The sequence below is a fragment of the Streptomyces mobaraensis NBRC 13819 = DSM 40847 genome (genome assembly GCF_017916255.1).
Taxonomy (GTDB): Bacteria; Actinomycetota; Actinomycetes; order Streptomycetales; family Streptomycetaceae; genus Streptomyces; species Streptomyces mobaraensis.
This window is the reverse complement of record NZ_CP072827.1, coordinates 6013562-6027995: the sequence shown is the minus strand read 5'-3', so window position 1 is coordinate 6027995 and position 14434 is coordinate 6013562. Positions and strand designations below refer to the sequence as shown.

At 76.1% G+C, this 14434-nt stretch carries 11 protein-coding genes; 7 read left to right on the top strand and 4 right to left on the bottom strand.

Annotated elements, in window-relative coordinates; all coding sequences use genetic code 11:
- The first annotated feature begins 23 nt into the window (after positions 1 to 23).
- Genes J7W19_RS26020 through J7W19_RS25990 form a run of 7 tightly spaced genes read left to right on the top strand, consistent with a single transcriptional unit; the run spans position 24 to position 10257 of the window.
- Positions 24 to 1847: a hypothetical protein gene (locus tag J7W19_RS26020; RefSeq protein ID WP_004939297.1), complete on the top strand. Its 1824-nt coding sequence runs from the start codon at positions 24 to 26 to the stop codon at positions 1845 to 1847.
- Positions 1834 to 3702 (top strand): TOMM precursor leader peptide-binding protein, encoded by a 1869-nt coding sequence (locus tag J7W19_RS26015; RefSeq protein ID WP_233478176.1) that lies wholly within the window; start codon positions 1834 to 1836, stop codon positions 3700 to 3702. Before J7W19_RS26020 ends, J7W19_RS26015 begins: the two co-directional genes overlap by 14 nt.
- Before the next feature lie 17 nt (positions 3703 to 3719).
- On the top strand, positions 3720 to 4736 hold the full coding sequence (locus J7W19_RS26010) for a hypothetical protein (protein ID WP_158688721.1): 1017 nt from the start codon (positions 3720 to 3722) through the stop codon (positions 4734 to 4736).
- Positions 4733 to 7303: a lantibiotic dehydratase gene (locus J7W19_RS26005; RefSeq protein WP_004939287.1), complete on the top strand. Its 2571-nt coding sequence runs from the start codon at positions 4733 to 4735 to the stop codon at positions 7301 to 7303. Before J7W19_RS26010 ends, J7W19_RS26005 begins: the two co-directional genes overlap by 4 nt.
- A complete protein-coding gene (locus J7W19_RS26000; protein ID WP_004939284.1) occupies positions 7290 to 8303 on the top strand; it encodes a lantibiotic dehydratase C-terminal domain-containing protein in 1014 nt (337 codons plus the stop codon). Before J7W19_RS26005 ends, J7W19_RS26000 begins: the two co-directional genes overlap by 14 nt.
- Positions 8300 to 9712, top strand: a complete 1413-nt coding sequence (locus J7W19_RS25995; RefSeq protein WP_004939281.1) for a SagB family peptide dehydrogenase — start codon at positions 8300 to 8302, stop codon at positions 9710 to 9712. The genes J7W19_RS26000 and J7W19_RS25995 overlap by 4 nt, the downstream gene beginning before the upstream one ends.
- A 5-nt stretch (positions 9713 to 9717) precedes the next feature.
- Entirely contained in the window at positions 9718 to 10257 is a 540-nt protein-coding gene (locus J7W19_RS25990) for a hypothetical protein (protein ID WP_004939277.1), read from the top strand.
- 146 nt (positions 10258 to 10403) lie between these two features.
- Here J7W19_RS25990 and J7W19_RS25985 read toward each other — a convergent pair whose 3' ends face one another.
- The 4 genes from J7W19_RS25985 to J7W19_RS25970 all read right to left on the bottom strand — a co-directional run bounded on the left by J7W19_RS25985 (position 10404) and on the right by J7W19_RS25970 (position 14409).
- A complete protein-coding gene (locus J7W19_RS25985) occupies positions 10404 to 10874 on the bottom strand; it encodes a DUF1707 domain-containing protein (RefSeq protein ID WP_004939274.1) in 471 nt (156 codons plus the stop codon).
- A gap of 127 nt (positions 10875 to 11001) precedes the next feature.
- Complete coding sequence (gene asnB / locus J7W19_RS25980; protein WP_004939271.1) at positions 11002 to 12846, bottom strand: asparagine synthase (glutamine-hydrolyzing); 1845 nt, start codon at positions 12844 to 12846, stop codon at positions 11002 to 11004.
- Between the two features lie 55 nt (positions 12847 to 12901).
- Positions 12902 to 14143, bottom strand: a complete 1242-nt coding sequence (locus J7W19_RS25975) for an aminotransferase-like domain-containing protein (protein WP_004939269.1) — start codon at positions 14141 to 14143, stop codon at positions 12902 to 12904.
- 11 nt (positions 14144 to 14154) lie between these two features.
- Positions 14155 to 14409 carry an acyl carrier protein gene (locus J7W19_RS25970; protein ID WP_004939267.1) on the bottom strand — a complete coding sequence of 85 codons (255 nt, stop codon included), beginning with the start codon at positions 14407 to 14409 and terminating at the stop codon, positions 14155 to 14157.
- Positions 14410 to 14434 lie beyond the last annotated feature (25 nt).

Sequence of the window (14434 nt, the reverse complement as noted above, 5' to 3'; positions counted from 1 at the left end):
AGATCTGGGGGAGGAAGCCGACCGTGGGCCGCCGACTGACACTGGCACCGCAGGTGCGGTACGCGCCGACCGCCGACGGTGCCGCGGTCCTGGGCCCGTCGTCCGCCGTGGCCCTCCGCGGCGCGACCGTCCACGCGTGGCTGGAGCGGCTACGGCCCCTGCTCGACGGCCGGCAGGACGTGGACGCCGCGCTGGCGCCCCTCCCCGACGGCCACCGGACGGTCGCGCTGCGCCTGCTCGACACGCTCCGGGCACACGGCTTCGTCCGCGAGGCAGCCGATCCGCTGCCGCACGGCCTGACCGACGACGAACTGCGGGTCCACGCACCCGAGATCGCGTACGTCGGGAACTGGCTCGACTCCCCCGAGCACCACTTCGAGCGCTACCGCGCCGCGCGTGTCCTGTCGGCCGGCGACGGCCCCCTCGCCGACGCCGCCCGGCACGCCCTGCTCGCGTGCGGGCTGCGCCGCGTGCACGCCGCGGACCCGCGGGAAGCGGCCGGGCGGGTGGACGCCGTCGTCTACGCGGGCGACGGCGAAGGGCCCGACGGCGTACGGGCGGTCGCCGCGATCGAGGACGCGTGCCGGGCCACGGGTACGCCGTTGTTCCGCGCCCTGGCCCGGTACGACGGCTGCTGGCTGCTGCCGTACGACGGTGCCCAGCGCTGGGCCGACGTCCTGCACCGCCTGCGGCACCGTCCCGCGCCCGCGCAGGCCCCGGAGCCCACGGCGGCCGCGACGGCTCTGGTGGGCGGGCGCGTGGCCCTGGCGGTGTTCCGGCTGCTGACGGGCATACCCGAAGAGGACGACACCGGCGTCCTGCGCATCGACTGGCAAACGCTCGCCTCCCACCGGCACCGCGTCCTGGCAGCACCCCCGGCCGGAGCGGCGGACAAGGACTTCGCCGTACGCCTGAAGGAACTGCGCGAAGCGCCGGCCCTCGCCCCCGACGACCTGACCCGGCGCCTGTCGGCCTGTGCCGACGGACTGACGGGCCCCTACGGGCCGCCCACCACGGCGTACGGCACACAGATCCCCCTGACGGTGGCCCGCTGCGACCTGCCCGGCGGCGGCACGGTCACCGGCGCCGCCCTCGACCCGCGCGCCGCCCACGACGAGGCACTGCGCCGTGCGGCCGCCGCCCACGCGCTGGCGGCGGCGGTGGAGCGGACGGCGACGGACCACCTCCTCGCCGAACGACTGGCCGACGGCCGTACGGAGCCCCTGCCCGCCTCCGTCGTTCTCCCGCTCGACGAGCGGGCCCCCGCCGCCCACGCCACGCCCGCCCCCGCCGGCACCGCCTGTGCCGAGAGCTGGGACGCCGCCGTCGAGGCGGCGCTGTTCGGTGCCGTGCGGCAGCTGGCCCTGCGGCGCATGGCGGCGCCGGACGCCGGGCCGTACCCCGTGCTCGACCCGGCCGTGCTGCCGCACCACAGTGAGGCGGCCCGGCACTGGCGGTTGGTGGACGCCCTCGGCCCCCTTCCCCCCGTCCTGGACGTCTCCGGGGGCCTGGGCGCGCCCGTCGTCGCGCTGGTCGCGGAGGACGGGGTCGCCGTCGGGTGCGCCGCGCCGGCCGCCGAGGCGTTCGCCGAGGCGGCGCGGGCCCTGCTCGCCCGCCGACAGGGCGCGTGCCCGCCCGCCGGTACGACGCCGGCCGTGCGGACCGGCGCGCCGGCACCGGTGCCCGCCGCCCTGCCCGGCCTGGACCCGGCCGGCCGGTGCCGGCTCCTCGCCGACCGGCTGGCGGCGCGGGGCTGGACCGCGTACGCGGTGCCGCTGGACCACGACAGCGCGTTCGCGGCGCACGCCCCGTTCGTGGCCCGGGTGGTGCTCCTTGGCGCGCACTGACGTTCTCGTGTCGGGTGACGGCGGCGTGCTGCACCACGCGGTCGACGAGGTCCTCGGCGGGCGGCCCGCGGTGGCCGCCGTCGTAACGGTCACCGACGCCCGCGCCACCGACGACGAGCACGACGGCGCCCTGCGGCGGGCGACCGCGCTCGGCGTGCCCTTCCTGCCGGTGTGGACCGAGGGCGACCGCGCGGTGGTCGGGCCGGTCGTACGGCCCGGCGTGCCCGGCTGCCACCGCTGCCTCGGCATGCGGCGCGCACACGCACCGGACCGGGCCGTCGCCCGGGCCGTGCTCGGCCACGCCCCCGACCTGTACGCGCTGCCCTCGCCCCTGCTCACCGCGCCCGCCGTCACCCTCACCGCCCGCCTCGTGGCCGAGCGCCTCACCGCCCCCGACGCCCGCGCGGCCCGCTCCATGACGGTGGTCGGCCTGCGTGCCCTCGACGTGAGCACGCACGCCTTCCTCCCCGACCCGTGCTGTCCGGTGTGCGGTGGGCTCCCCGACGACGCGCCCACCGCCGTGCCGCGCGCGCTCGTGCCCCGGCCCAAGCCGCGCCCCGGCCTGCGGCTGCGGCGGCCGGACACCGCGCTGCTCCGCGCGCTCCTGGCCGACCCGGAGACGGGGCTGGTGCGCGGTGTGACGCAGGCGACGGCGGCGGTCCCGCTGGCCCGGGCACCGCTCGCGCTGCCGGACGGCGGCGAGGCCGAGGCGGGCCTGGGCGCCGGCCCCGACCGGGACACGGCGACGGCCGCCGCGCTCCTCGAAGGGGCCGAACGCTACGCGAGTGTCCGGCCGCGGGCCCGCCGCACCGTGGTCCGGGCCGCGTACGCCGACGTACGCGACGACGCCGTCGACCCGCGCACGCTGGGTCTGCACCCCGACAGCCACTACGACGTGCCGGGCTTCCCGTTCCGCCGGTTCGCGGAGGACCGGGTGACGGAGTGGGTGTGGGCGTGGTCCCACGGGCGGGCGCGGCCGGTGCTGCTGCCCCGCTCGTACGCGTACTTCCTCTCCGCGGACGAGCGGGACCCGGGCGACCGGGGATTCGTCTTCGAGGTCTCCAACGGCTGCGCGCTCGGCAGCTGTGCCGAGGAGGCGCAACTGCACGGCCTGCTCGAAGTCGCCGAGCGGGACGCCTTCTTCACGGCGTGGTACCGGCGCGCCCCGCTCGACGCCATCGACCCGGGCAGCGCGCGCGACCGCACCGTGCCGCTCCTCGTGGAGCACCTGGCCCAGCTGACCGGGCACCGCGTCCACCTCCTCGACGCCACCCTGGAGCAGGAGATCCCGTGCGTCGTGGCGCTCGCCGTCGACGAGGACCAACGGCCGGGCACGCCGCGCGCGGCCCTCGCCGCGGGCGCCCACCCCGACCCCGAACAGGCCGCGGTGCGCGCGCTGATGGAGCTCGGCCCGCACCTGTCCCTGCTCGCCGCCCGTTACCCGGCCCGGCAGGAACGCGCCCGGCAGCTGGCCCTCGACCCCTCCGGCATCACCCACCCCGCCGACCACGCCCTCGTGGCCGCCGCGCCCGAGTTCTCCGGGCGGCTGGCGTTCCTCCTGGAGGGCCGGCCGCCCCGCGGCTTCGCCGAGGTGCACCGCGGCCGGCGGCTGCCCCGGCACCACGACGACCTGACGGACGACCTGCGCGACCTGGTCCGCCGCTACCTCGACACGGGGTTCGACGTGCTCGCCGTGGACCAGACGACCGCCGAGCTCACGGCGCTGGACCTGACGGCGGTCAAGGTCGTCGTCCCCGGCACCGCCCCGGTGACGTACGGGCACCTGATGCGGCGCACCGAGGGCCTGCCCCGGCTCACCGGCGAGCTGTCCACCGACCCGCACCCGTTCCCGTGACGAGGTCCGTGACGCTCATGACGCCCCCGCCCGGCCTCCCGCTGTCCCTACCGCCGCTCCCGCCACTGGGCACGGCCGGTGACGCGCTGCGCGCCGCCCGGACGTGCGGCTGTCCCCCGGCGTCCGGCCCGGTGACGCCGCACCACCTGGCCGCCGTCCTGGGGCACGCCTGTGGACCGGGCCCCTTCGAAGCCCGCCCCGGTACGTCCCCGGGGCTCGCCCACGCCCACGTCCCACGGCCGCTGCTCGCCGCAGGGGATGACGCCCCTGTGCCCCGGGGCAGGTACGCCTACGACCCGGTCGCCCACGCTCTCGTACCCGGCGCCGGCGCCCTCCCGGAGAGCGGGGCGGGCCTCGTGCTGCACCTGCCCGGTGACGACACGGGCGAACGGGCCGCCCGGGCCGCCCTGGTGGCGGCGGCCTGCGGACTGTGTACGCGGCAGTCGGGCGCCGGGCCCGGCACGCTGCTTCTGCACGGGGGGCCGGCCGCCCCACCGCCCGCCGCCGCGGGCGCCGGGCTCGACGCCGTGCTGGCGGACCTGCCCACCGGCCCCCCGGCGCACCTGCGTACCGGTGCGGCGGTCACCCGCGAGAAGCTGGTCCGGGTACTGGCCGCGGCCGGCGTACGGGCACCGTACCGGGTGACCGTACGGGACGTCGCGGGCCTGGAGGCCGGTCTGTACGGGCCGGTGACAGACGGTCCGGAGCCCGTGCGGCCGGGCGACACCGCCTCCCTGGCGTACGTCCTCACGCGCAGTGGCCCCGCCGCCGTCGCGGCCCTCGCCGACGCGCCCGTCACCGTGCATCTGCTGGGCGAACTGCCGCTGCGCGCGGCCGAGGCACTGCGTCTGCGGGTCGCCGCGCACGAGACGGGGCTGACGGCTTGGTGCGACGACCGCCCGACACCCGCGGCGGCAGCCCTGCTGCGGGTGGAGCCCGGCGAGGGCGCGGTGGCCTGTCACGTCACCCTCGGCCACGCGGCGCCCGAACCACGCCTCCGCGTTCCCGTCCTCGTCCCCGGAGCCCTGTCGTGAACACCGCTGCCGCCATGCCGCCCGACCCGGTGCTACGCGTCGCCGGCGTCCCCCGGTCCGTGCTGGCCGCCCTCAACACCCCCGAAAGCCACGCCCTGGCCGAGACCGTCCTCGCCGAGCAGGAACGGATCGACGCCGAGGGCCGGGCCGTCGCCGACGCGCTGCATGCCGTCATCGGGGCGCTGCCCGACCCGGCGCCGCGCCCCCGCGTCATCGGCCTGCGCCGCGCCGCCCACCAGGGCCGTACTCCCCGTACCACCGAGTGGGACGCCGCCGTACAGGCCGCGCTGCCGGCGCCGCTCGCCGCCCGTGTCGAGGGCTGGCTCGCGGCACGGGCCCGCCAGGAACAGCGCCGCGCGGCGCTGGCGGACACGCTCGCGCGCGAGACCGAGGCCGTGCTCGGGGCGCTGCGCGGTCCGCTGACCGACCCCTCCTTCCGGCAGGGGCTGCTGCACGGCAGCCGGGGCCTCGACGACGTCCTGGAACGCTGGCTCGATACCCCCCACGGCCGAGCGCCGGGCACCAAGGTCCTGGTGAGCCTGGCCCGTTACCTGTCCCGTGCGGCCGCGAAGACCAGCCCGTACAGCACCTTCACCGCCACCGGGCAGGCCCGGTGGCGCCCGTCCGGGCCCTGGCTGGACTTCGGGGACATGACTCGGCGACCGGTGCAGGCGGAGATCAACCTGGCGCGCCTGCGCCGCATCGCCGACGCCCTGCTGCGCACCCGCCCCGAACTGCGCGCCACCCTGCGCCTGCGCTCCAATCCGGCCCTGCACGCCTCCCCGGAGGCGATACGCCTGATCCCGCCCACCGCCGGGGCGAGGATCACCGCCCTGCCGGCACCGGGACAGCTGTCCCGGCTGATGGAGGCCGTGCGGCAGGTCGACGGGCTCACCGCCGCCGAGGCCGGGCCCGCGGTAGGGCGCTTCCTGGCCGCCGGCATCCTCCAGGAGGATCTGCCGCTGGACGACGCGGCGCCCTGCCACCTGACGGCGCTGACCGCCTGGCTGGAGGAGGCGGCGCCGGAACTCGCGCCCGTAGGCGCCGCATTGCACGGCCTGCGCATGGAACTGACGCGGCATCAGTCCGCGTCCACCCACAGTGAGCGTCGCCGCCGTGACCGTGCCGTCCGCGAGCGGTTGCGGTCCGTCGAGGACACCCTGGGCCTTCCCGCCCCGCGCGAGAGCTACGAGCGCCGGCCGTTCCACGAGGACAGCGTGCTCGGCGGTGACGCCGCCACGCTCGGTCATCCGCACTGGCGGCCCCTGCTGGCCGATCTCACCGCCACGGGCCGCGCCCTGGCGGTCCTCGACCGCGACCTGCCCGCCCGGCACGCCGCCGCGGCGTGGCTCACCGAACGCCACGGCCCGGCCGCCCGGGTGCCGCTGCTGCTCGTCCTGCACCAGCTCCAGGACGAGCAGTCCCCCGCCGCGCAGCGCGTACGCGACCTGCTCGACCCCGGATTCGGCACGGACGACGAGCTGCTGGCCGCGAGCCCCCTGCCCGTCCTGCGCCGGCTCGCCGGCGAGCGGCGCCGCGTGACGGCCGCCCTGCACGCCGGTGACCTGCCCACCGGCCTCGCCCTCCCGCGTCCGCCGCTGTCCCTCGCCCACTACGTGCAGCCGCTGGCCGGCCCGGACGGGCGGCCGTACGCCGTCCTCAACGCCGTCACCGCCGGGCACGGCCACTGGCAGGGCCGCCTCGACCGCATCCACGCGCGCGCCACGGGCCGCCCGGTGCCGCCGGGCCCCGCCGCCCCCGCCTCCGTATGCGACCCGCTCCCGGTCGACCTCGGCGGGCTGTACGCCTCCAACACCAACCTGCGCCGCCCCACCGTGCCGCACGTCTTCGACCACCCCTTCACCCGCGACAGCCGCCCCGCCCACCAGCGCATCGCGCTGGGCGAGGTGACGGTGCACGTCGACACGGCCACCGGCCTGCCCGCCCTCCACGCGCCGCGCCCAGCAGTCGACCTCGTCCCCGTGCACCTCGGGCTGATGAGCCCGCAGCTGCTGCCACCCCCGCTCGCCACCGTGCTGCGGCTGTTCGGCGACCCGCACACCCTCTTTCGTACCGGGCACCCCCTCCAGCCGGGCCCCTTCACGGACGACGTGCCGGCCGACGGCATCCGCCACCTGCCCCGCCTCCGCGCCGGGAACGTGGTCCTGCGCCGCCGCGGCTGGCTCACCCGGGCCGCGTCCGTACCGCTGCCGCGGCCCGGCGAGCACGGCCACGACCACCTGCTGCGGCTGCTCGCCTGGCAGCGCGCGGTGGGCCTTCCGCAGCGCTGCTTCGCGCGGACCCGCCCGGCCGGGGGGCCGGCACCGGACCCGTTCGCGGACAAGGGCTACAAGCCCGCCTACGTCGACTTCGCCTCGCCCCTGCTGACCGCCGCCTTCACGCGCGCGCTCACCGCGCCCGACACCGTCGTCCACATCGAGGAAGCGCTGCCCGACCCGGCCGCCGACCAGGGCCCCGGTACGGGCCCGTACACCACCGAACTCGTCATCGAACTGCCCGCCGGACCCCCGTCCGGCCTCCCCGGGGAGCACCGTGCCGGCGCCTGACGCCTCACCCGACATCTCACCGCCGTCCGGCCACTGGACGGCCGTGCACCTCTTCCACCAGGGCGACCTCGACGTCCTGCTGCTCGACGCCGTCGTACCCGAACTCGGCCGGCTCGCCCGGACCGGGACCGTCGGCGGCCACTTCTTCCTCCGCTACTGGGAGGGCGGCCCCCATCTGCGGGTCCGCGTCCGGTCCGCGAAACCCCTCGGGGATGCCGCCGGCCACCTCGTGGAGCGGTGGAACGACTGGCTGGCCCGCCACCCCTCGCCGTGCACGGTCGACGAGGCGGCCTACCACCGCTTCGCCACGGCGGCGGCGCAGCAGGAGCACCTGCCGGCCCACGAGCCGTGGCGCGGCCTGCACGACACCGCGCAGATCCGCCCGTACCGGCCCGAGCACGACCGCTACGGCACCGGCGCCTCCCTCGCCGCCGTCGAGCGGCATTTCGTCGAGGCGAGCGACTGCGCCCGGGCCCTGCTCGCCCGCCGCCCCTCCCCCGCCGAGCGGTTGTCGGCCGCTTTCGCGGTCCTGCTGCTGACGTGGACCGTGACGGCGTCGGACGCCGGGCAGCGCCTGGCAGCGTTGCGGGCCGGGGCGGAGTCGTGGCGCCGCATGCTCGGGGCCGCGTACGACACGGAGGGCTTCGACCGGGCGTACGAGCGCGCGCGCCCCGGTCTGCTGCGGCGCGCGGCGGGGCTGCTGGCCACACCGGTCCCCGCGGCGCCGGGCGACGGGCCGCTCGCCGCGTGGCACCACAGCGTCGCGCGGCTCCACGCGAGCCTCGCGGGCCTGGAGCGCGCCGGTGCCTTCGCCCCCGACCTCGCCGCCCTGCGCGACGACCCCTCGCTGCTCGCCCTGCCCAGCCCCCGCACGGCCCTCACCGCCAACCGGTGCGCCCACCTGATGTGCAATCGGCTCGGCCTGGATGCCGCTCAGGAGGCCATGCTGCGCCACTTCGCGGCACGGGCCGCCGCCGCCCTGGGGGACAGCCGCCCGTGAGTGCGCTCTTCCTGTCCCTGGCACCCGGCACGACGGTGCACCACGACGGTGACGATCAGGGGCTCGTGACCGTGCGCCACCGCTGGGGCAGCACGCCGGCCGGCCCGGGTGGCCGGCCGCTGGCGGAGATGCTGACGGCGCTCACGCGGGGCCCGGTGGCTCTGGATGACCTCACCGGCCGGTTTCCGGACACCGGAGTCGCCCTGCTCCGGTACTGCCTGGACCACCTCGGCCACTCGCTGTGCCATCACGCCACCGCTGCCGGAACGCGCCCACTGGCCACCGCCGTACCGCTGGCGCCGGAGGCGGCCCCACGCCCCGGCCCCCCGCCACCGGGCGCGGTGACGCTCGACCAGGCCGCTCATCTGCGCCCGCTGGACGGCACGCTCGTGGCCGAGTCACCGCGGTCCCGGTTCCGGATCCGCCTCGACGACGCGCGGGCGGCAGCGGTGTTCGCCCCCTTGGCCGGGCCCACGACGCGTCAGGAACTCCTGTCGGCGCTACCGGACTTGACGGAGGACGAGCTCACCGAGGTCCTGTCCTTGCTGCACGTCGCCGGCTTTCTGCACCCGGTGCACGGCGACGGTCCCGGCACGGCCGCGCTCCCGCCGGGCTGGTCGTTCCACGAGCTGCTGGCCCACGACGGCAGCCGGGCCGGCCTCCGCGACCGCCTCTACGGCCCCGTCTTCCCCCTGCGCGCCACCGAGGCGCCGGCCCCGCCCGTCGCACCCGCCCGTCCGGGCCGCACCATCCCCCTGCGCCGTCCCGACCCGGACGAGGCGCGGCGCGAGGACCGCACGTTCACCGACGTCCTGGAGTCCCGCGCATCGGTCCGCGCCTACGGTGAAAGCCCGCTGGACGTGGACGAGTTGGCGGGGTGGCTGTACCGCGCCGCCCGTGTCCGTACGGTGCTGGACGCCCGGCCCGGGCACGACCGGCCGTACGCGGTCACCAGCCGCCCGTACCCCAGCGCCGGCTCGGCGTACGAGCTGGAACTGTACGTGGCCGTGCACCGCTGTGCCGGGCTCGGCCGCGGCCTGTACCACTACGACGCGCTCGCCCACGCGCTGACCGTCCTGCCGGGCGGCCCGGCGGAGGTGGACGCGCTGGTGCGGGAGGGAACGGCCGCGACCGGTGGGCCGCCGCCGGACGTGCACGTCACCGTGGCGTCGCGCTTCAAGCGCCTGTCGTGGAAGTACGCGGCGCACGCCTACGCCCTCACCCTGAAGAACACCGGGGTGCTGCTCCAGACGCTCCACCTGGTGGCCACGGCCATGGGCCTGTCCGGCTGCATCCTGGGCGGCGGTGACGGCGAGATCCCCGCCCGGGCCCTCGGCCTGCGGCCCCACACCGAGATCCCCGTCGGCGCCTTCGTCCTGGGCAGCGCCGCCGGGCGGCGCCTACGGTAGGCGGTATGGGACCCGTAGCGGACACCGGCTGGCCGGCCAGGGCCCGGGGCGCGGCGTGCTGCGCCGCCCTGCTCTTCGCGGTGCTGATCGCGCTGGACGCGGGCACACTGGGGCTGACCGGCCCGCGTACGCTGCTGTGGGCGGCCCTCGCCGTGGTGCTGCTGGCGATCCTGCTACCGCCACATGTGACGGCCGGGGACGGCTGGCTCGCCTCGCGCGGGCTGCTGCGCCGACGCCGCGTGCTCACCGGCCGGCTGGTCGCCGTGCACTGGGGCGGCGCGTTCGCCCAGCGGCTCGTCCTGCGCGACGCCGCCGGCAACCGGCTGGAGCTCGACCTCCAGGTCCTCGCCGCCAACCCGGCGCTCTGGCACCGCCTCGACACCGCCCTCCGTCACTCCCGCACCCACGGCACCCTGCGCATCGGCTCCGCCGACCTGGAGCAGCTGACCCGCGCGCTGGACGCGGTGACGGCCCACGCGGTGCTCAGGGTGTCAGGGCTGGCGGGATTCAGGGGTGGGCCCCGCCCTCGTAGACGCCGCGGCTGAAACCGCGTCCCGTGCCGGGAAGAAGCGGCGAAGAAATGGCCTCGCCACCGCTTCTCGCGGGCCTCGCGTGGCCGGACACGCCTCGCCGGGCCGGCGTGTGTCAACGCGTCGCGCCACTCCCGCCGTTCGCGCCCCGCTCCCCGCTGTCAGTCCTTCCGCCCCCGGCGGGACAGGCGGTCCGCCGCGTAGGCGATCGGCGGGGCCAGGAACATGAAGAGCCAACTGCCCGTGGCGTAGCTGACGCCCGCGGCGGCGACGGCGCCGACGGGGACGCCGAGGAGGGTGCCGGCGAAGCGGTCGGTGGCGCGGGTCGGGCGGTCGGTGCGGTCGGGGAGGCCGAGGGGGCCGCGGCGGGTCTCCGGGGTGGCGGGGCGGCCGGCGGCCGGGGTGAGGGAGGTGTCCGGGGTGGTGGGGGCGAGGGTCGGGCGGGGTTCGGGGAGGTCCTTGAAGAGGGCCAGGATGTCCGCCTGGGTGCGGGCCTCTTGGAGGGCCTCGGCGCGCTCGCCGTACTCGTCGATGGTCAGCCGGCCCTCGCGGCTGTGCGTGGTCAAAGCATCGAGGGCTGCCTCGCGCTCGTCGTCGCCGATGCGGAGCTGGGTTCTGTCGAGCTTGGTCACGCGCTTGATCCTATCGTCAGGCGGAACTGGGCGATCCGGATGTGCCGGACGGAGGGTAGGGAGGAGAGGGACGGAAAGGGGGAGGGAGGGGGCGCGTCGCCCGCGTCGCGGCGCGCCCCCTGCGTCGTCAGGCCAGGCGCAGTTCCGGGTTGTAGAGGTCGAACCAGACCGCGACGTCCAGCGCGCGCTCGATGCCGTTGCGGGCGCCCAGCGGCATCTCCGTGGCGTCGATGGCGAGCACCTGGCGCAGCCAGCCCTCGTTGACGAGCTGGAAGGCCGGGTGGTCGGAGTCGGCGAGCAGGTCGCGGGCCTGCTTCTGGAGGGCCGCGACGTAGTCCGGGTCCTGGGTGGAGGGGTAGAAGTTCTTCGCCCGCTCGACCACCGAGCGCGGCAGGCGGTCACGGGTGGCGGCGCGCAGCAGGCTCTTCTCGCGGCCGTCGAAGGTCTTCATCGACCAGGGGGTGTTGTAGACGTACTCGACCAGGCGGTGGTCGCAGAACGGCACCCGGACCTCCAGGCCGGCGGCCATGCTCATGCGGTCCTTGCGGTCGAGCATGGTGCGGACGAAGCGGGTCAGGTGGACGTAGGAGCTGCGGCGCATCCGGTACTCGAAGTCGCTCTCGCCCTCGACCGTGCCGACCTCGGCGGTGACGCGCGCGAAGCTCTCGTGCAGGTGGCCGCCCAGGTCCAGGGCGCCGAGGACCTCGGGGCGGACGACGCCGAGGGGGCTGTAGTCGCCGTTCTCGCCGAGGTTGATCAGCCAGGGGAAGAAGTCCGCCTGCTGGGCCGCCGGGTCGTGGAACCAGCGGTAGCCGCCGAACAGTTCGTCGGCGGACTCGCCGGAGAGGGCGACCGTGGAGCGCTCGCGCACGGCGCGGAAGAGGAGCAGCAGCGACATGTCGATGTCGCCCATGCCGGCCGGCAGGTCGCGGGCGGCGACGACGGCGCGGCGCAGCTCCGGGTCGGCGAGCTGGCGGTGGTCGATGAGGATGTCGGTGTGGTCGGAGTCCACGTGCCCGGCCACGTCGTGCGCGAACGGGGTGTCCCGGGCGACGCGCAGTTGGTCGGGGGTGAAGCTCTCGTCGTGGCTGGTGAAGTCCACGGCGAAGCTGCGCAGCCGCTCGCCCTGGGCGCTCAGGTGCCCGGCCGCGAGGGCGGTGATGCTGCTGGAGTCCAGGCCGCCGGAGAGCAGGACGCAGCGCGGGACGTCGGCGACGAGCTGGCGGGCGACGGCGTCCTCCAGCAGCTCGCCGACGCGGGCGACGGTCTTGTCGGTGTCGTCCGTGTGGCGGTTGGCCTCCAGGCGCCAGTACGTGTGCTCCCGGTGGCCGTTGCGGTCGACCGTGACGATCGTGCCCGGCTTGACCTCGGACATGCCGGCCCACACGGCCTGGCCCGGGTCCTTGGTGAAGGTCAGCAGCTCGCGCAGGCCCGCGACGTCGACGACGCGCTCGGCCAGCGGGTTGGCGAGGATCGCCTTGGGCTCGGAGCCGAACAGCACGCCGTCGGCGGTCGGGTAGAAGTAGAGCGGCTTGATGCCGAGCCGGTCCCGGACGAGGACCAGCTTCTCGGTGCGGCCGTCCCAGACGGCGAAGGCGTACATGCCGTTGAGGTGCTCGGCGACCCGCTCGCCCCACTCCAGATAGGCGTGGAGCACGACCTCGGTGTCGCTGGTGGTGCGGAACCGGTGGCCGCGCCGCACCAGTTCGTCCCGCAGCTCGGTGAAGTTGTACGCCTCACCGCTGTAGGTGAGGGCGACGGTGCCGGCGGGCGTCTCCTCGACCATGGGCTGCTTGCCGCCCTCCAGGTCGATGATGGACAGCCGCCGGTGGCCGAGCGCGATGTGGCGGTCGGTCCAGACGCCGAAGGCGTCGGGGCCGCGCAGCGCCATGGTGGCGGTCATCGCCTCGACGGTGGGGCGCTCGCGCTCGAGGTCGCGGCCGTAGGAGAGCCAGCCTGCAATTCCGCACATGGTTTTTCTTCACCCAATCCTGGGGTCGTGATGGTCGTTCGGCGGTGCCGGCGGCTTAGTGCGCCGACTGGTAGTCGGTGATCGCGAGGCCCAGGCGGCGGACCCCTTCCGCGATGCGTTCCGGGGTGGGGTAGCTGAAGGAGAGCCGCAGTTCGCTCCGGCCGCGTCCGCTGCCCTCCGCGTAGAAGGCACTGCCGGGGACGTAGGCGACCTTGTGCCGGTCGGCGTAGGGCATGAGCGCGTCGGTGTCGACGCCGTCCGGGACGGTGACCCAGACGAAGAAGCCGCCCTCGGGCCGGGTCCAGCGGCTGCCCTCGGGCAGGTGCTCCGCCAGCGCGGCGAGCATGGCGTCGCGGCGGACGCGGTAGCTGTCCCGGTAGGTGTCGATCTGCGCGCGCCAGTCGTGCCGGGCCAGGTAGCGCGAGAGGACGGCCTGGGTGAAGGCGGGCGGGCAGAGGGTCGTGGACTCGGCGGCCTGCACCAGCTTCTCGCGGACGGCGGCCGGGGCGGTGACCCAGCCGATGCGCAGGCCCGGCGCGATGGTCTTGGAGAAGGAGCCCAGGTAGACGACGTTCTCGGCGTCCATCGAGCGGAGCGCGGGGAACGTCCGTCCGTCGAGCGCCAGCATGCCGTACGGGTTGTCCTCGACGACGAGGACGTCGTGCGCGGCGCAGATCTCCAGCACCTCGGCGCGCCGTTCGACGGCGAGCGTCACGCCGGCGGGGTTGTGGAAGTTCGGCACGGTGTAGAGGAACTTGGGCCGCCGTCCGGCGCGTTCGGCGTCCTCCAGCGCGACGCGCAGTGCGTCCGGGACGAGGCCCCGGTCGTCCACCGGCACCTGGACGACGTCGGCCCGGTACGAGGCGAAGACGCCGAGGGCGCCGATGTAGCTGGGGGCCTCGGTGAGGACGAGGTCGCCCGGGTCGCAGAAGATGCGGGTGACGAAGTCCAGGGCCATCTGCGAGCCGACGGTGACGACGACGTCGTCCGGGTCGGCGGCGATGCCCTCCAGGGACATCACCTCGCAGATCTGCTCGCGCAGTTTGGGCAGGCCCTGGGCGGAGCCGTACTGGAGCACGACCTTGCCGCCGAGGGCGACCAGGCCGGCCGTCTCGTCGGCGATCGCGCGCTGCGGCAGGCCCTCCAGGTTGGGCATGCCGCCGGCGAGCGACACCACGTCGGTGCGGCCGCGCACGGCGAAGAGGGTGGGGATCTCCGAGGGCTTGATGCCCTCGGCGCCGCGGGCCATCCGGGCGAGGTGCCGCTCGCCCGGGCGCGGCGGGGTGGTCGTGGTCATGCGGGCTCCCCCTACGCGGCCGAGGTGACGGAGCCGACGACGGCCCACAGGCCGGCGACCGAGGCGAACGCCTCGAAGGTCAGCTCGGACTCGGGGATGCGCACCCCGTACTCGGTCTCCAGGTCCATCAGCAGGCTGATCATGCCCATGGAGTCCAGGCCGAGGTCCATGAGGTCGGCCTCGGGCAGGAGGGCGTCCTCGGCGGGGAGGTCGGGGAGGTTGCGGCGGAGGACCTGCTCGAAACGGTCGTCCCACTGGGTGCTCATGTGCGGCTCCTGTCGTTCTGTGACT